This is a genomic window from Rhodoferax sp. (assembly GCF_028689305.1).
In the GTDB taxonomy this organism is placed as follows: Bacteria; Pseudomonadota; Gammaproteobacteria; order Burkholderiales; family Burkholderiaceae_C; genus Rhodoferax.
This window is the reverse complement of sequence record NZ_JAQTWM010000059.1, coordinates 6,091-23,242: the sequence shown is the minus strand read 5'-3', so window position 1 is coordinate 23,242 and position 17,152 is coordinate 6,091. Positions and strand designations below refer to the sequence as shown.

Here is a 17,152-nt window from a genome sequence, read left to right as displayed (position 1 = left end):
GGTCATGGTCAAGCCCGGCATGCCCTACCTGGACGTGGTGCGCCGCGTCAAAGACGAATTCAGGGTGCCGACCTTTGCCTACCAAGTGTCGGGCGAATACGCCATGCTCAAGGCCGCCGCGCAAAACAGCTGGCTCGACCACGACGCCGTCATGCTGGAAAGCCTGCTCGCCTTCAAACGCGCCGGGGCCGACGGTGTGCTGACCTACTTCTCCCTGGAGGCTGCCAGACTGCTTCAAAAATAGGAGCATTCAAGGCAATCCACATCCGGGCTAACACCCCATTTCCCTGATAAAAGCAGTCACCCATGCGCGTCTTCAGCATCCACGGCGCCAACGTCACCGAAACCCCCACCCAGACGCCCGGCGAACTGGCCTGGCCAGCGCAGGGCTACCTGTGGCTGGCCTGCAGCCGCAGCGAGTTCGAGCAACAACAGGGCGCGCTGCAAGGCGCGCTGCAAACCCTGTGCGGGGTGCAACTGGTGGACCTGCATGTGTCCGACCTGCTCAACCTGCAACTGCCGTCACGCTACGACTACACCTCGCAATACGACCTGCTGGTGTTTCGCCGCCTGACGGTGGCCGCTGCCGAGGTCAAGCCCACCCCGCCCCAGCCCGGCGACAAACGCGGCGGCCCGCCGGTGCTGCGGCGCATCGACACCAGCCCGATCGGCTTTGTGGTGTTTGACCGCCTGCTTCTGTCCGTGCACCCGGACGACTGCCCGCTGCGCGACAGCTACACCCAGCGGCTGCTGGCAGCGGGCAGCCCGCAACCCGAAGCCAACGGCAACGGCCATGGCGCCGCACCCGACAGCCGCTCCGCCGGCGCCCGCGGTGTGCCCACCGGCCCCGCCGACCTGATGCTGCGCATCGTCAACCACATGGTGGACGGCTTTCTGGCGCTGCGCCGCGAACTCAGCCATCAGCTCGACCACTGGCAAACCGAGCTACTCAGCCCCAAAACCCGCTTTGCCAACTGGCGCACCCTGCTCGATGCGCGCCAGACGCTGCACCAGCTCGACGACCTGTGTGAAGACCAGCGCACCGCCATCCAGGACTGGATCGAAACCCTGAAAACCTGGCCCGACGGCGACGGCCCGCTAAGCCAGCATGAGCGCGACCTGCTGCAAGTGCGCAGCCGCGACGTGCTCGAACACATCGAACGCATGGTGCACCACGTGCGCCAGCTGGAGCACAACACCGAAGCCGCGGTGCAAATCCACTTCAACGCCCAAAGCCACCGCACCAACGAAATCATGCGCACCCTCACGGTGCTGACGGCGGTGTTCCTGCCGCTGAACCTGATGGCCGGCATCTTTGGCATGAACTTCGAGTTCATCCCGCTGCTGCACCGCAGCAACGGCTTCTGGCTGGCCGTCAGCGCCATGGCGCTGATCGCCCTCGGGCTGGTGCTGTTTTTCTGGCGCAAACGCTACCTGGAACGCTCGGCGCGCTAAACACCCGCCCCCGCAGTCAGCGCAGGTGCCGGGCCAGAAACGCCAGCGTGCGCTCCTGCGCCAGCGCCGCCGCGGCGGGGTCATACGCGGCGCGGTGATCACAATTGAAACCGTGGCCCGCCGGGTAAATCCGCACCGCCACCGCCGGCTGCGCCTGCTGGAACTGCTTCACCCCGTCCAGCGCAATCGCATGGTCCCGATCCCCAAAATGCGCCAGCACCGGGCAACGCGGCGTGCGCGCCAGCTCGGCGGGCTGCGTCATGCCACCCCCGTAATACGGCACCGCCGCACTCACGCCCGACAACAGGCACGCGGCACGCCAGGCCAGCAAGCCACCCCAGCAATACCCCAGCACCGCCACCTTGCCCGCGCCGGCGGCGTAGTCCACAGCGGCCTGCACGTCTTGCAGCACACCTGGGGACGGCAAGGCCTCCACCGCCGCCTTCAGCGCCACACCCGCCGCAATCTCCTCGGGCGTGTAGCCCATCTCCACCCCGGGTTTGACCCGGTGAAAGGTGCTGGGCGCCAGCACCAGATACCCCTGCGCGGCAATGTCAGCCGCCACGGCGCGCATGTGGGCATTGACGCCAAAAATCTCCTGCAGCAACACCACCGCCCCACGCGGCGGCGCCTCGGGGCGCAGCAGCAGCGCCGGAAAACAAAACCCGTCGGCGGCGGTCAATTCAATGCAATTCGTCATCGGTCTGTCCAGTTATCTGTTGAATGGGCGAGTGCCAGCGGCTAACATGCCCCCATGGACTTTAAACCCCTTGTCACCCTGCTGGCCATCGTCAACCCGCTGGCCATCGTGCCGTTTTTCATCCACTACACACAAGACTTCACCGACGAACAACGGCGCCGCACGATTCTGATCTCCTCCTTCAGCGCCTTTGTCGTCATTGCCATCAGCGCCCTGATGGGGCTGCACATCCTGGAGTTTTTTGGCATCTCGCTGGCCAGCTTCCAGGTCGGTGGCGGCATGCTGCTGCTGACCTCGGCGCTGGCCATGCTCAATGCCCAGCCGGCTGAAGCCAAGTCCAACGAGGAAGAAATGCACGACGCCGCCGCCCGCGCCAGCATTGCCGTGGTGCCGCTGACCATCCCGCTGCTGACCGGCCCGGCCACCATGTCCACCGTGGTGATTTACGCTGACAAGGCCAAAACCGTTTTTCAGTTGACCACCCTGGTCGGCTACGGCGTGGTCATCGCCCTGGCCACCGCGCTGTGCTTTTCACTGGCGCAGCCCATTGCCCGCGGCCTGGGCAAAACCGGCATCAACGTCATGACCCGGCTGATGGGCCTGATCCTGGCCGCGCTGGCCGTGGAGGTGATGTCCGACGGGCTGATCAAGCTGTTCCCGGCGCTGGGGCGGTGAGGCTGGGCAAGGTCAGTGCTGGTCACGGGCGGCCAATCAATCAAAAAGCGTGCAAGGCTCAGATTCAACTGTGGGAAGGCAGGCAGCACCACATCGTCCTTGCAGAACAAAGCCACTGCCGCACGGGACAATTGGTCGCCCTGCACCAGCAAGCCCAATCCGCGCAATATGCCCAGTGGGTTGCGGGTGCCGGGGTCTACCATGCGGCCACGGCGAATGGCTTCTTCCAGGGTGACCACCATCTCAGCGCTGTCGAGCGCTGTCGACCTCACACCCCGGTGCTGGCAGCGTTTCCCACCGGTTGGTGGCATGCAGCCCTTCCATCAACAAGCGCTGATAGTTGGTGCGCTGCATCACCCGGGGGGTGTTGAACACCCGCTCATACGGCATGCACGGAAGGATATTGTGCCATCGTGACACTGGCTTTTGAGTACCTCAAGGGCAGCCCGGCTGAGCAGGAGGCCGTGGCCATCAATCTGTCGCCGCAGAGTCTGGTTGATCAGGACTTCATGGACTGGCTGGCGGCGCGGCTGGGTGTCTTGGGCGAGAACAGCCGTCGGCTGGCCATTGAGGTGTCGGAATTTGGCGCCGTGCGCAATCTGGCTGCGACGCAGCGGTGCCGGGATCTGGTGCGCAGCCATGGCGGCAAGTTTGGCATTGACCATTTCGGGATGGATCCCAAGGCGCTGAACCTGCTGCGCGAGCTGCTGCCTGACTATGTGAAGCTGACTGGCTCGCTGATCGAGGACATCGAGGCGGTGGAGTCGGCCAGTGAGATGCTGCAATCGTTTGTGAAGCTGGCCCATTCGCTGGATGTGCTGGTGATCGCGCAACAGGTGGAGCGGGCGGAACAGCTGGCGGTGCTGGCCTCGGCCCAGGTGGATGCCGGACAGGGCTATTATTTTGGCGCGCCCGAGTAAGCGCTGGGCAACAGCCGGGGTTCAGATCAGGCTGATGTGATCGGCCTGCGTCAACTCATTGAGATGCGGCAGGGTGTTGAAAGTTTTCAGCGTCAGGCGTTTGCCGGAAAAACTGAATTCCGTGACGGCGCTGTTGCGCAGGCGCATGTTGAGTCCGATGACCACTTCGGGTGCCGAGCCCATCACCTGCGCCACGGCGGTTGAAATCGGCCCGCCGCTGGACACCAGCAGGACTTGCTGACCGGCGTGGTTGACGCGGATGTGTTCCAGCGCCTGTCTGACCCCATCCGAAAACGCCGCCCAGCTTGGCATGCCTTCAGGCTGGATGCTGCCGGCCATCCACTGCGCCATGGCGCTGCACAACAGACGGAAATAGTGGCTGCGGCGCTGGACGGTGTCGGCCCCGGGCGGAAGGTCAGACCGGATGGCGGCAATCAACGCGGCGCTGTCGTATTCGTCCAGGCCGGGCCATTGCAAGGCGTCCAGGCCACATTGCAAACCTTCGGCAATGCCGGCCAGCGTCTGACCGTGGCGACGCAAGGTGCCCGTGAGCACGGCATCAAACCGCTGGCCGCGGCTGCGCCAGAACTCACCCAGGCGCAACGCCTGCTGCTGCCCCAGCGGACTGAGCTGGTCATAGTCATCAGCGCCAAACGAGGCCTGTCCGTGGCGGACCAGATAGAGTGTTCCCATGGAGCGTTCAGAGTTGGAAGGTGCCGTTGAAGCTGTAGCGCCGGCCCGGATACACCAGTCGCGCCAGGCTGGCCACATGCGGACCGCTGATGGTGCTGCGGGTCATCACCAGGCAGGGTTCACCAGGCGGGATACCGAGCTGACCGGCCTCTTGCGCGCTGGCCAGGGTGGCTTCGATCGAGTAGCTGGCCTCGGTCAGGGGCGCCTGCTCCAGCAGGTAATGGGTGGGGGTGATGGTGGAAAAATCCACCGCCAGATAGTCCGGGGCAGCCACCGGGTTGACATGCCGGTCTTCCAGCTGGATGGGCACCCCGTTTTCCTCATGCACCATGACGGAATGGAACATCCGGGCACCGGTGCGCAGCTTGAAGACGCGCGCCAGCGCAACGTCAGCCCGCACGGTTTCCAGGGTCAGCACACGGGTGGTGTGGGTGTGTCCGCGTTCCAGGATTTCCTCATGGATGTCGCGGATGGCCAGGGTGCTGGAAATGCGGTGCAGTTGCGCCACGACCGTGCCCGAGCCTTGCACCCGGCTCACCACACCTTCCACCGCCAGCTCCTTGACAGCACGGTTGACCGTCATGCGGCTGACGCCAAATTGCTGCTGCAGCGCGGCTTCGCTGGGCACCGCGTCGCCCGGACGCCAGGTACCGCTGTTGATCTGCGCCTTGACAAAAGCTTTGACCTGCTCGTAAGCAGGCAGGGTGGTGGTGGGCATGGTGGTCCATTGAGTCGAAAAAAACGCGCTCATCCAGAGGCGCAAAAAATTATCGCATCCATGGGCTTGCAGAGTTTTTCAAGTTGTATATACAATTACGCCACGAATCAAACCACAACCCCAAGGTGACCCCATGACCGATCACACCCATCCCCCATTTGCCCAGAGCCAGGCCCGTGTGGTGCGCGCCCCGCTGGGGAGTGAACTGAGCTGCGCCAACTGGCAGATCGAAGCCGCCTACCGCATGCTGCAAAACAACCTGGACCCCGAGGTCGCCGAAAACCCCGATGCGCTGGTGGTCTACGGTGGCATTGGCAAAGCGGCGCGCAACTGGCCGTGTTTTGAAGCCATGCTGGACACCCTGCGCAAACTCAAACCCAACGAGACGCTGCTGGTGCAGTCGGGCAAGCCGGTGGGCGTGTTCCGCACCCACGAGGGCGCGCCCCGTGTGCTGATCGCCAATTCCAACCTGGTGCCCAAATGGGCCACCTGGGAACACTTCAACGAACTCGACCGCAAGGGCCTGATGATGTATGGCCAGATGACGGCGGGCAGCTGGATCTACATCGGCTCACAGGGCATCGTGCAAGGCACGTATGAGACTTTTGCCGAAGCTGGCCGCCAGCACTACGGCGGCAGTCTGGCCGGGCGCTGGGTGCTGACTGCAGGTTTGGGCGGCATGGGCGGCGCCCAGCCGCTGGCGGCCACTTTCGCCGGAGCGTCTTCGCTCACCATCGAGTGCCAGCAGTCCAGCATCGACTTCCGCCTGCGCACCCGTTATGTGGATGAACAAGCGACCGATCTGGACGACGCGCTGGCACGCATCGCCAAGTACACCGCGGCGAAGAAGGCGGTGTCCATCACCCTGTGCGGCAACGCCGCCGACATCGTGCCCGAGCTGGTGCGCCGCGCCCAGGCCGGTAACCTGCGCCCCGACATCGTCACCGACCAGACCTCAGCCCACGACCTGGTGCACGGCTACCTGCCGCGTGGCTGGAGCGTGGCACAGTGGAAGGCTGCGCAGCAAGATCCGGCGCAGCACGCCGAGTTGACCCAGGCCGCTGGCGAGTCGTGCGCGCTGCATGTGCAGGCCATGCTCGACTTCCACACCATGGGCATTCCGACGGTGGACTATGGCAACAACCTGCGCCAGGTGGCCAAGGACTTTGGTGTGGCCAATGCCTTTGACTACCCCGGCTTTGTGCCGGCTTATGTGCGCCCGCTGTTTTGCCGTGGCGTCGGGCCGTTCCGCTGGGTGGCGCTCTCGGGTGACCCGCAAGACATCCGCAAGACCGACGCCAGGATGAAGGCGCTGTTCCCGCACAACACCCACCTGCACCGCTGGCTGGACATGGCCAGTGAGCGCATCGCCTTCCAGGGCCTGCCCGCGCGCATCTGCTGGATCGGCCTGGGAGAGCGCCATCTGGCCGGGCTGGCCTTCAACGAGATGGTGAGAAGCGGCGAGCTCAAAGGCCCGATCGTCATTGGCCGCGACCATCTGGACAGCGGCTCGGTGGCCAGCCCCAACCGCGAGACCGAGGCGATGCTGGACGGCAGCGATGCGGTCAGCGACTGGCCGCTGCTCAATGCCCTGCTCAACACCGCCAGCGGCGCCACCTGGGTCAGCCTGCACCATGGCGGCGGGGTGGGCATGGGCTACTCACAACACGCCGGCGTGGTGATCGTGGCCGATGGCACCGAGGAAGCCGCCGACAAGCTGGCACGGGTGCTGTGGAACGACCCCGCCACCGGTGTCATGCGTCACGCCGATGCCGGTTATGACATGGCGGAACAATGCGCCCGGGAACACGGCATGAACCTGCCCATGAAAGGACTGTGAGATGTTGACCACCTTATGTATCGAACCCGGCCAGCTGACGCTGGCGCAAATCCAGGCGATCCACGCCGATGTGGTCCAGCTCAGCCTGCCCGAGACCTCGCGTGAACTCATCCGCGCCAGCCAGCAGGTGGTGCAAAACGCCGCAGATGGTGACGCGCCGGTGTATGGCGTGAACACCGGCTTTGGCAAGCTGGCCAACCAGCGCATCAGCAAGGCCGAGCTGGCGACACTGCAGCTCAACCTGATCCGCTCGCACAGCGTGGGTGTGGGTGAGCCGCTGGCGCCAGAGATCATGCGGGTGATGATGGCGCTCAAGGCCGCCAGCCTGGCACGCGGTTATTCCGGCGTGCGCGAGGTGGTGATTGACACCCTGCTGGCTGTGCACAACGCCGGGCTGGTGCCGTATGTGCCGTCGCAGGGGTCGGTCGGCGCCAGCGGCGACCTGGCCCCGCTGGCGCACATGACGCTGGCGCTGATCGGTGAAGGGGACATGCTCAGGGACGGCAAACGCATGGCCGCAGCCCAGGCGCTGCGCCAGGCCGGCATCACACCGCTGCAACTCGGCCCCAAGGAGGGGCTGGCGCTGATCAACGGCACCCAGACCTCGACCGCGCTGGCCCTGCATGCGCTGCTGAGTTTTGAGCCGGTGCTGGAATCGGCGCTGGTGATTGGCGCGCTGACGATCGACGCCGCCCGCGGCAGCGACGGCCCGTTTGATCCGCGTATCCACCAGCTGCGCGGCCAGCCCGGGCAAATCGACGTGGCGCAGTATTACCGCACGCTGCTGCGCGGCAGCGACATCCGCAACTCGCACCGCAGTGGGGACGACCGCGTGCAAGACCCGTACTGCCTGCGCTGCCAGCCCCAAGTGGTGGGCGCCTGCCTGGACCAGCTGCGCCACAGCGCCCGGGTGCTGGTGCGCGAAGCCAACGCCGTGACCGACAACCCGCTGGTGTTTGCCGAAGACGGCGTCATGCTCTCGGGTGGCAACTTCCACGCTGAACCGGTGGCGCTGGCCGCCGACGGCATGGCGCTGGCGGTGGCCGAAGTCGGGGCCATTGCCGAGCGGCGTATTGCCATGCTGATTGACAGCAGCGTGTCGCGCCTGCCGCCGTTCCTGACGGCCGACGCCGGGCTCAACAGCGGTTTCATGATTGCCCATGTCACCGCCGCCTCCCTGGCCTCGGAAAACAAATCGCTGGCCCACCCGGCCAGTGTGGACAGCCTGCCCACCAGCGCCAACCAGGAAGACCATGTGTCGATGGCCACCTTTGCCGCCCGGCGCCTGCAGGCCATGATCAGCAACACCGCCAACATCCTGGGGGTTGAGCTGCTGGCCGCCGCCCAGGGCATCGAGTTTTTGCGCCCGCTGAACAGCTCGCCAGCGCTGGAGCAGGCCCATGCGCTGCTGCGCAAGCAGGTACCGGCCATCACGCAGGACCGTTACCTGGCGCCGGACATCGAGCACGCCGCGCTGCTGGTGCGCAACGGCGCACTGACCCGGATCTTGCGCAGCCTGCCCGGCCTGCCACCCCTGTGGCTGGCGGAATAGACCAGGCTGGCGCCATCCAAATGCTATATTTAATATAGCTATAACAGCAATCAATACGCGGGCTAGAGTGCATTTTTATCATGAATATTGAGTCCATCACCGCCGCTACCCTGAGCCAGGTGCGCCACACATGAGCCTGAGCCTGTGGACCCACTGCCGGCTGGCCACGCTGCAAGCCGACACCACGCCGGCTTATGGCCTGATAGGCGATGGCGCGCTGGTGGTGGATGGTACGCAGCTGGCCTGGGTTGGCCCGCGCCGGGACTTGCCTGCGGCGCTGCGCAAACGCTGCAGCGCGCAGCACGACTGCGGCGGGGCGCTGGTCACGCCCGGGCTGATCGACTGCCACACCCATCTGGTGTATGGCGGCGACCGGGCGCATGAATTCGAAGCGCGCCTGCATGGCGCCAGCTACCAGGAGATCGCCCGGCGCGGCGGCGGCATCAACGCCACCGTGCAGGCCACGCGCGCGGCCACGCCCGAGGCGCTCACGGCCCAAAGCACGGTGCGGCTGAAACACCTGCTGGCCGAGGGCGTCACCACCGTGGAGATCAAATCCGGCTACGGCCTGGCATTGGCGCAGGAACACAAATGCCTGCAGGTGGCCCGGGCGCTGGGCCGGTCGCACCCGGTGGACGTGCGTACCACCTTCCTGGGCGCCCACGCGGTGCCGCCCGAATTTGCCGGACGGGCGGACGACTATGTGGATGCCGTGCTGGCCATGCTGCCACGGCTGCATGAAGCCGGTCTGGTGGACGCGGTGGATGCGTTTTGTGAGTCCATCGCCTTCAGCCCGGCGCAGGTGGCCCGGGTGTTTGAGGCGGCCCGGGCGCTGGGCCTGCCGGTCAAGTTACACGCCGAGCAGCTCAGTGACAGCGGCGGCGCGACCCTGGCTGCCGCTCATGGCGCCTTGAGTTGTGACCACCTGGAATGGTTGTCAGCGGCCGGGGCCAGCGCCATGGCCGCAGCCGGCACCGTGGCGGTGTTGCTGCCGGGCGCGTATTACTTTTTGCGCGAGACAAAACTGCCGCCAGTGGATTTGCTGCGCCACCATCACGTGCCCATCGCCATCGCCACCGACTGCAACCCCGGCAGCTCGCCGTGTACCTCGCTGCTGCTGATGCTCAACATGGCCTGCACGCTGTTTCGTCTGACCCCCGAGGAGGCGCTGGCCGGCGTGACCCGCCACGCCGCGCAGGCGCTGGGGCTGCCCGACCGGGGTGTGCTGGCTGCCGGCCAGCGGGCAGACTTTGTGCTGTGGGACGTGCACAGCCCGGCCCAGCTCTGTTATGCGCTGGGAGCCAACCCCTGTGTCCAGACCGTGTTCAACGGTCAGCCGCGCTAGTGTGGTGTTTGATGCTTGACGGCACATTTAAAACCGATGGATTTTGGGTCAGGACCTCAGCCTGCCAGTGGCGCCGGTGTTGGCGGCACGCCTTGCGCTTGCGCTGTCTGTGATTCGACTGCCAGCGCCTGGCGGTATCCCGCCCTGCCCTGCAGGCGCTGCCAATAGGCCAGAACGGCGGGCGGAAAACTGTCGGCCAGCCCAAGGTGGTCCGCCAGCATCAGGGCATAACCGACCGAGATATCGGCCACGGTGAACTGCTCGCCGCACAGGTAAGGCTGGCCGTCCAGCGGCGCGTTGATGCCCTTCAGGCGCGCCAGAAACCACTTGCGGTAATCATCCACCACCTGAGGCTGGCGTCTTTCTGGCGGCTCAAAACGCCCATACCGCAGGATCAGGGTCTGGGGAAAGGTCAGCGTGGCTTCGCCAAAATGCAGCCAGTTCAGAAACGGGCCGTAGTGCGGCTGCCCCGGCTCAATCGCCAAGTCAGTCGGACCGTCGCGCGTGGCCAGGTAGTGGCACATCGCCGCGGACTCGGTCAGCGTGACGTCCCCGTCCACCAGGGCCGGTACGGTGCCAAGTGCGTTGACTTTCATGAATTCCCGGGCCAGCACACGTGGCGGGAAAGGCAGCATCTGCAGGGTGTAGGGCAAGCCAAGCTCCTCCAGCGTCCACAGCGGACGGAAGGAGCGGGCACTCATGCAATGAAACAGGGTGATCATGACGGGATGAAGTGGCTGCCCGGAAGGGACCAGGCATGGATTACAGCCGCTTGGCGGTGAAACGCTGCACACGTTGCGCGGTGTCGGCGTCGGCAAAACAGGCCATGGCCGATTGTTGCTCAAGCGCCAGCGCTGCGGCCAGCTGATGCTGCAGCTGGCTGTTCAGAACCCGCTTGAGTCGCCCCGTGGCACCCGCAGAGCGCGAGGCAACCTGCTCGGCCAGCTCGATGGCCTGCGTCAGCATCACCTCATGGGGGACCACCCGGTTGATCAAGCCCAGCGCCAGCAGGGCCTGGGCGCTTTGCCGCTCACCCAGGACAATCAGCTCCATCGTCCGCTGGTGCCCCAGGGCCTGGGGCAGCAGATGGGTGACGGCCCCCGTGACGAAATGGCCCAAGGCCATTTCCGGGAAGAAACAGACCAGGTTGTCGGCGGCCACCACCATGTCGCAATTGAGCACCCATTCAAAACCGCCCCCAACGGCGTAACCATGCACGGCGCCCACCACCAGCTTGCTGCCGAACATGATGTCGCGGGTGATTTGCTGGATGCGTTCACAGTGCTGGGCGATCGACGCCGGGCTTTCGGCCTGCTGGTCAAATTCCTTGAGATCGTCGCCGGCGCAGAAGGCCCGGCCCGCCCCGGTGAGCACAATGGCGCCGGTGCCCGGATCGTTCTGTGCCTGCACCAGCGCGTCGTGCAGGTCCAGCAGCAGTTGACCGCCAATGGCGTTGAGCCGTTCTGGCCGGTTGAGGGTGACGACGCTGACGCGTCCGTGGGTGCTGAGTTGGGCAAATGTCATCGGTTTTCCTTCGGTTGCTGAACGGCTGTTTCTGAAAAATTGTGGGGGGTGGCATCACCGCCCTGGCTGGCCAGGTTTTTCCCGGTCCCAGGTGTCGGCGGTGACGCCGTCTTGCTGCAAGCGAAACTTTTCGACCTTGTCCGTCGGGGTCTTGGGCAGTTGCTCAAGCAGGCGAACATAGCGCGGAACCATGAACCGCGCCATGTTTGTGGCGCAATAGTCGGCCAGGCCGGGGGCATCCAGCGTGGCGCCCGGGCGCAGCACGACACAGGCCATCACCTCTTCCTCGGTCATGTCGCTGGGCACACCAATGACGGCGCACGCCAGCACCTGCGGGTGGGTTTCAATCACCATTTCCACTTCAGCGGCCGAGATGTTTTCCCCGCGCCGACGCACCATGTCCTTGCGCCGGCCCACAAAATACAAAAACCCGTCCGCGTCGCGCCTGAGCACGTCGCCGGTGTGAAACCAGAGGTTGCGAAACGCTTCCAGGGTGGCCTGCGGCATGCCGTAATAGCCCTGCATGATCAGCGATGGCGCCTGCGGCCGGATGACCAGTTCTCCGGGCTGGCCAACGGGGACCTCAAAACCATCCTCGTCCAGTAGGCTGACCTCAAAAGGCCCGATGGGTTTGCCGCAGGCGCCAAGGCGGCGCGGCTCGTTCTGCGGCGTGAAAATCATGGCGCCGGCTTCGGTGAGGCCATAAAGCTCCACCAGCCGGCAGCCAAATCGTGCCTCAAATTCCGGCGTCCAGGCCGGCAGCGGCACACCCCAGCCCAGGCGCGCACAGTGGTTGCGGTCGTCGGCTGACGGTGGCTGTTTCCAGAGCATGGTGATGGTCGCCCCCATGAAGTCAAAAACCGTGGCCTTGAACGTCCGCATCTCCTGCCAGTAACGCGACACGCTGAACTTCTCGCCGATAGCGGCCACCCCGCGCAGCAGCAGGGCTGGCGCGATGGTCATCACGGCAGCATCCAGGTGGAACATCGGGTAAGGACAATACAACACATCGTCCGGCCGCAGGCCAAGCCCCTGGATGGTGATGTGGGCCTGCGCCAGCACAAACCGGTGTGAAATCATGGCGGCCTTGGAGCGGCCGGTGGTGCCGGAGGTGTAGAGCAGCAAACACAGTTCGGCAAAACCGACCTCGGGTTGCGGCAAGGTGGCCGGATCCGGCGCGACGGCCAGCAAGGCGTCATAAGACAGGCCTTGTTCGAGGGGATCACCGCCCACCACCACCATCTGTTCCACGCTGGTGAGGTGGCCGCGCACCTCCTGCAGCGGCTCAAGCAGCGTGGCATGCACCACCATCAATTGGCTGTCAACCAGGTTGATGGCGTGGGTCAATACCGTGCCCCGGAAGGAGGTGTTGACGGGGGCGGTCACTGCACCCAGTTTGGCCAGGGCAAACCACACCACGGCAAATTCGATGCAGTTGGGCAACATCAGGCTGACGTTGTCACCGCGGCGCACGCCCTGGGCATGCAGGCCGGCGGCCACACGGTCGGTCAGGGCATTGAATTCGCCATAACACCACTCGCCGCTGGTCATGCGCAGGAACGGCTTGTCCGGAACTTCGGCGGCGGCGCGCCGTAACTCGGCCGCCAGGGAGTCCGCAAAGTTGAAACAGATGGGGCTGGATGACATGGTTTCCTTTCGTTCTCCTGGCTTGAGGGGCAAGGGCCGTGCCAACCACGCGTGGCCCAGGTTTCTCTTGTCAACCGCCGTCAAAAGTGGCTGATGCAGTTCAATCCATTACCATGCGTTAAAGATATTAACGTTAAAAAATGAATACACCCGCTGTCACCACCTCGGCCCAGCAGCTGCAAATGATTGAGGAGCTGCAGACCCTGGTCAACCACATGCCCGATGGCATCCTGGTCCTGGGGCCGGGAGGTGTCGTGCGCCACATCAATGCCCTGGCTTCGCGTTTGCTGAATATTCCACGGCATCTTGCCCAGGGGCGTCCGCTGGCGGAATTGCTGGATTTCGACACCGCGGTGGAGCAGGTGTTTCACACCGGTCAGGGTTATGTCGACCGCGAGCTGATCATTGATTCACCCACCCTGAAGCTGCATGTGATGGACACGGCGGTGCCGGTCAAGGGTGACGATGGACGCGTGCTCTCGGTGATCAATACCTTTCGTGAGATCGAGCGGGTCCGCCGACTGGCCGGCCGCCTGTCCGGCCATCAGGCCAGGTACACCTTTGACAGCATCATTGGCAACAGCCCGGCCTTGCAGACGGTGATTTCAGCGGCGCGCAAGGCGGCCCGAGGAACTGCCAACATTCTGTTGTCGGGGGAAAGCGGTACCGGCAAGGAGGTGCTGGCCCAGGCGATTCACAACGAAAGTGCGCGCCGCGACGGCCCGTTCATCGCGATCAACTGCGCCGCGCTGCCACGCGACCTGATCGAAAGTGAGCTGTTTGGTTATGCGCCAGGCAGCTTCACGGGCGCGCGCCGCGAAGGACGGCCGGGAAAATTCGAGGCAGCCAGCGGCGGCACGATTTTTCTGGATGAGCTGTCCGAACTGCCGCTGGATGTTCAGGCCAAGCTGTTGCGGGTGATCCAGGAGCGTGAAGTGGTGCGCCTGGGTGATACGCGCCCGATTCCGATCGATGTGCGCCTGTTGTCCGCCTCCAACCGGAACCTGATGCAGATGGTGAGCCGCCAGGAGTTTCGGGTGGACCTGTATTACCGCTGCCATGTGATCGAACTGACCCTGCCCCCGTTGCGTGACCGGCCCGACGACATACCGGTACTGGCCCAGCATTTCCTGGACTATTACGCCGCCGCCCTGAGCCTGCGGGTGCGTGGTTTTTCCAGAGCAGCCATCCACACCATGCAAAAGCACCCATGGCCCGGCAATGTCCGCGAGCTGGAAAATGCGGTGGAACGCTGGGTCCACTTCGCGGAAGGTGATGAAATTGACGACATCGGACTCCACCCCACCCCGATCATCAGCCACTCACTCCCGGCACCGTCGAGTGAGGTGGTGAGCCACCCTGGTGGCCAACGTCTGGCCGAGGTCGAGCGCGAGGCCATTGAAGCGGGTCTGAAACTGGCCCGCTTCAACGTCACCCTGGCCGCAAGCAACCTGGGTATTTCCAAGCCGACGCTGTATGCCAAGCTCAAGCGCTACGGGATCAAGCTGGAACGCCACGCCGTGCGCTCCAGCAGTGCCGATGCCGGGTAGGTAGGGTGCTCAATGCACGCGTTGGCGGGGTGACTTCAGTTCCTCCATCAACCCATCAGGTTGACCACCCTGCGCGAGATGGTTTTTGTACCAGATCGTCAAGATCGTGGTCACCACGGGGCCAGGGTTCTGGCAGACTTTCTCAAAATCCAGGCCATTGATGGTGCAGATCAGCTTGACCAGGTCCATGTCCAGATCAATGGCGTCTGCGCCGCAGCGGCGCAGTTTGAGGTCGGCAAAGGTGTAGCCTTCAGGCAGTTTGAGGGTCAGCGGCAGATCAGTTGGCATGGTTGTCTGGACAAGGTGGCTCAATCAGCCCCTATTGTCGCTGTCCGGAAAGAAATCCCGCGGCAACGGGTAACCGCAGCGCGGGTGCGGCGAGGGGCTGTTTGTGACAGTAAAATCGCCGCCTTCATGCAAGCACCGCAGATGCGGTGCCTTGTTTCGATGGGTTCATCGGACATCGGTTTTTTAGCTGCTCACCCCAAGCAGCTGGTGACTTCCGGCGCCCTCCCCGCTTGTTCGGCTGGATTGAACCTGTCGAAGCCTGACTGCGGATGAACGGGGTGAATCTGCCGTCTCCCAACCCTGCATTTTTTCGATTTGGATGATTCTCAGACATGACGCGAGTGTTAACGCGTACACATTTCCATGGTTCCAAACTCATCCGTGTGCTCACCGAGCTGGCTTTGGTGGACGCGATCGAGCCGGAGACCGGCTTCGCCGAAAAACTGGGCCAGTGGCTGAGCCTGAATGACGCCATCACCCTGCACGCGGCACACGCCCCAGCCCCCACCAGCCCACTGGCCCCCGCCGCTGGGTCAAAGTCGGCCCAGAGTGCGGCCATTGGCCAAGAATTCACCCGGATACGGACTAGTCTGGTGAATTCAATCACCCGCATCGGGACACCCAAGGGAGGCCGGACACGCCTGGAACGGCCCGCCCTCAAACCCGGTGACCCGCTGGATACGGCCATCGCCTATGAACCCTACCGCCGCGACCATGTGGCGCGACAACGCGACATGGAATTGAGTATCCGCCCGCTGCGTTCGCGGGTGCGCGAAGTGTTGGCCCGGGCATCCCCCGCGCTCAGGCAGCTTGCCGGTCTGGATGCCGTATTCGACGCCATCCTGAGTGAGCGGGAGAACAAATTGCTCGGCACGCTGCCTTCGCTGCTGGAGCGGCGTTTTGAGCAATTGTTCAAGACACACCAACAGACGCTGGCCGAGAGGCAACAAGCGGACAACCCGGCCTTGTGGCTCCATGAAGGCGCCTGGTTGGCGCGTTTTGGCCATGAGTTGCAAACGGTATTGCTGGCAGAGCTGGACTTGCGCCTGCAGCCAACGCTTGGGCTGATTGAAGCCTTCAACAACAAGACAACCCCACATCCATGAAGCAACACTTTTTTACCGGCGCCTTTGGCCTGGGCGCCTTGGTCATCCTCTGGGTAGGCGCCGGCTTTGTCGGCTCCAATCTGCTGGCGTTGATGATGACCGTGATCATTGGCGCGGTTTATGTGGCCGGCACCCTCGAATTACGTCAGTTCCGGCAGGCCAGTGCCACCTTGGCCGCCGCACTGGCGGTGATCCCCGACAAGTTGGAGAGCCTGGACGAATGGCTCGGTGGCGTACATCCATCGCTGCAGAACGCGGTGCGTTTGCGCATCGAAGGCGAACGTATGGGTCTGCCCGGACCGGCGCTCACCCCCTATCTGGTGGGTTTGCTGGTGATGCTGGGGATGCTGGGGACGTTTCTGGGCATGGTTGTCACCCTCAACGGTGCCGCTTTTTCCCTGGAGGGTTCTGCCGATCTGCAGGCGATCCGCGCAGCACTGGCGGCACCGATCAAGGGGCTGGGGCTGGCGTTTGGCACCTCTGTGGCAGGGGTTGCGTCATCCGCCATGCTGGGCCTGATGTCGGCCGTCAGCCGCCGCGAAAGAATGCAGGCCGCACACTGGCTCGACACCAAAATCGCCACGGCGCTGCGGGGGTTTTCACTGGCCCATCAGCGCCAGGAGACCTACAAGGCCTTGCAGTTCCAGGCCCAGGCCATGCCTGAAGTTGTCGACCAATTGCAGGCGATGATGGCGCAGATGGAGCGCCTGAGCCTGCAGTTGAACGAGCGACTGATCTCCAACCAGGACCATTTCCACCGCGAGGTCAAAGGCATTTACCGTGATCTGGCCGCGTCGGTGGACCAATCGCTCAAGGACAGCCTGAGGCAAAGTGCCCATGTCGCGGGGGAAAGCATCAAACCGGTGATTGAAGTGGCCATGACGCGCATGGCGCAAGAGGCCAACCGGTTGCACGAGCGGGTGGTCCAGACCGCGCAGACACAGCTGGATGGGCTGGCCACGCGGCTGGATGCCACCACCACCACCGTCACCGAAACCTGGACGGCAGCACTGGCCAACCACGAACGTACCAGCGTCAGCATGGTCCAGGGCATGGCGCAGTCATTCACCACCTTGGTCGGGCAATTCGAGCAAGGCTCCCACACGCTCATGACCGCCGTGAACGACGCCCAGACCCAG

The 17,152-nt window shown here is 64.1% G+C and carries 16 protein-coding genes and 1 pseudogene; 10 read left to right on the top strand and 7 right to left on the bottom strand.

What is annotated here, in order from left to right; genetic code table 11:
- Window positions 1-244 (top strand): annotated as a pseudogene (locus tag PHW99_RS12450) (porphobilinogen synthase); the annotation flags it as partial.
- 62 nt (window positions 245-306) lie between these two features.
- Window positions 307-1,455: a magnesium transporter CorA family protein gene (locus PHW99_RS12445; protein ID WP_300177833.1), complete on the top strand. Its 1,149-nt coding sequence runs from the start codon at window positions 307-309 to the stop codon at window positions 1,453-1,455.
- Window positions 1,456-1,471: 16 nt separating this feature from the next.
- Here the strand turns inward: PHW99_RS12445 and PHW99_RS12440 are convergent, their stop codons facing one another.
- Window positions 1,472-2,155: a dienelactone hydrolase family protein gene (locus tag PHW99_RS12440; protein WP_300177830.1), complete on the bottom strand. Its 684-nt coding sequence runs from the start codon at window positions 2,153-2,155 to the stop codon at window positions 1,472-1,474.
- 54 nt (window positions 2,156-2,209) lie between these two features.
- On the opposite strand from PHW99_RS12440, the gene PHW99_RS12435 reads away from it, so the two are divergent.
- The gene (locus tag PHW99_RS12435) at window positions 2,210-2,830 is read left to right on the top strand and encodes a MarC family protein (RefSeq protein WP_300177828.1); all 621 of its coding nucleotides are present in this window, start codon (window positions 2,210-2,212) and stop codon (window positions 2,828-2,830) included.
- Between the two features lie 413 nt (window positions 2,831-3,243).
- On the top strand, window positions 3,244-3,750 hold the full coding sequence (locus PHW99_RS12430) for an EAL domain-containing protein (protein WP_300177825.1): 507 nt from the start codon (window positions 3,244-3,246) through the stop codon (window positions 3,748-3,750).
- A gap of 21 nt (window positions 3,751-3,771) precedes the next feature.
- Here the strand turns inward: PHW99_RS12430 and PHW99_RS12425 are convergent, their stop codons facing one another.
- Both PHW99_RS12425 and hutC read right to left on the bottom strand, forming a co-directional pair.
- A complete protein-coding gene (locus PHW99_RS12425) occupies window positions 3,772-4,443 on the bottom strand; it encodes a histidine phosphatase family protein (protein WP_300177820.1) in 672 nt (223 codons plus the stop codon).
- A 7-nt stretch (window positions 4,444-4,450) separates the two neighbouring features.
- A complete protein-coding gene (hutC, locus tag PHW99_RS12420; RefSeq protein WP_300177817.1) occupies window positions 4,451-5,161 on the bottom strand; it encodes a histidine utilization repressor in 711 nt (236 codons plus the stop codon).
- A 133-nt stretch (window positions 5,162-5,294) separates the two neighbouring features.
- Between hutC and hutU the strand changes: the two genes are divergently transcribed.
- The 3 genes from hutU to hutI all read left to right on the top strand — a co-directional run bounded on the left by hutU (window position 5,295) and on the right by hutI (window position 9,898).
- Window positions 5,295-7,001 carry a urocanate hydratase gene (gene hutU / locus PHW99_RS12415; RefSeq protein WP_300177814.1) on the top strand — a complete coding sequence of 569 codons (1,707 nt, stop codon included), beginning with the start codon at window positions 5,295-5,297 and terminating at the stop codon, window positions 6,999-7,001.
- A gap of 1 nt (window position 7,002) precedes the next feature.
- Window positions 7,003-8,553, top strand: coding sequence for a histidine ammonia-lyase (gene hutH, locus PHW99_RS12410; protein ID WP_300177812.1), 1,551 nt, complete (start codon window positions 7,003-7,005; stop codon window positions 8,551-8,553).
- 130 nt (window positions 8,554-8,683) lie between these two features.
- Window positions 8,684-9,898, top strand: a complete 1,215-nt coding sequence (gene hutI, locus PHW99_RS12405) for an imidazolonepropionase (protein WP_300177809.1) — start codon at window positions 8,684-8,686, stop codon at window positions 9,896-9,898.
- A 56-nt stretch (window positions 9,899-9,954) separates the two neighbouring features.
- On the opposite strand, the gene PHW99_RS12400 is transcribed toward hutI, so the two are convergent.
- Genes PHW99_RS12400 through PHW99_RS12390 form a run of 3 tightly spaced genes read right to left on the bottom strand, consistent with a single transcriptional unit; the run spans window position 9,955 to window position 13,069 of the window.
- The gene (locus PHW99_RS12400) at window positions 9,955-10,620 is read right to left on the bottom strand and encodes a glutathione S-transferase family protein (protein ID WP_300177805.1); all 666 of its coding nucleotides are present in this window, start codon (window positions 10,618-10,620) and stop codon (window positions 9,955-9,957) included.
- A gap of 40 nt (window positions 10,621-10,660) precedes the next feature.
- Window positions 10,661-11,422, bottom strand: coding sequence for an enoyl-CoA hydratase/isomerase family protein (locus tag PHW99_RS12395; protein ID WP_300177802.1), 762 nt, complete (start codon window positions 11,420-11,422; stop codon window positions 10,661-10,663).
- A gap of 54 nt (window positions 11,423-11,476) precedes the next feature.
- Complete coding sequence (locus PHW99_RS12390) at window positions 11,477-13,069, bottom strand: AMP-binding protein (RefSeq protein WP_300177799.1); 1,593 nt, start codon at window positions 13,067-13,069, stop codon at window positions 11,477-11,479.
- Window positions 13,070-13,209: 140 nt separating this feature from the next.
- Here PHW99_RS12390 and PHW99_RS12385 point away from each other — a divergent pair, with 140 nt between their 5' ends.
- On the top strand, window positions 13,210-14,619 hold the full coding sequence (locus PHW99_RS12385; protein ID WP_300177796.1) for a sigma 54-interacting transcriptional regulator: 1,410 nt from the start codon (window positions 13,210-13,212) through the stop codon (window positions 14,617-14,619).
- Between the two features lie 9 nt (window positions 14,620-14,628).
- Here the strand turns inward: PHW99_RS12385 and PHW99_RS12380 are convergent, their stop codons facing one another.
- Window positions 14,629-14,907: a hypothetical protein gene (locus PHW99_RS12380; protein WP_300177793.1), complete on the bottom strand. Its 279-nt coding sequence runs from the start codon at window positions 14,905-14,907 to the stop codon at window positions 14,629-14,631.
- Window positions 14,908-15,239: 332 nt separating this feature from the next.
- Between PHW99_RS12380 and PHW99_RS12375 the strand changes: the two genes are divergently transcribed.
- Window positions 15,240-16,013, top strand: a complete 774-nt coding sequence (locus tag PHW99_RS12375) for a DUF3348 domain-containing protein (protein ID WP_300177790.1) — start codon at window positions 15,240-15,242, stop codon at window positions 16,011-16,013.
- A partial coding sequence (locus PHW99_RS12370; protein ID WP_300177788.1) for a DUF802 domain-containing protein occupies window positions 16,010-17,152 on the top strand: 1,143 nt, incomplete at its 3' end. The genes PHW99_RS12375 and PHW99_RS12370, both read left to right, overlap by 4 nt.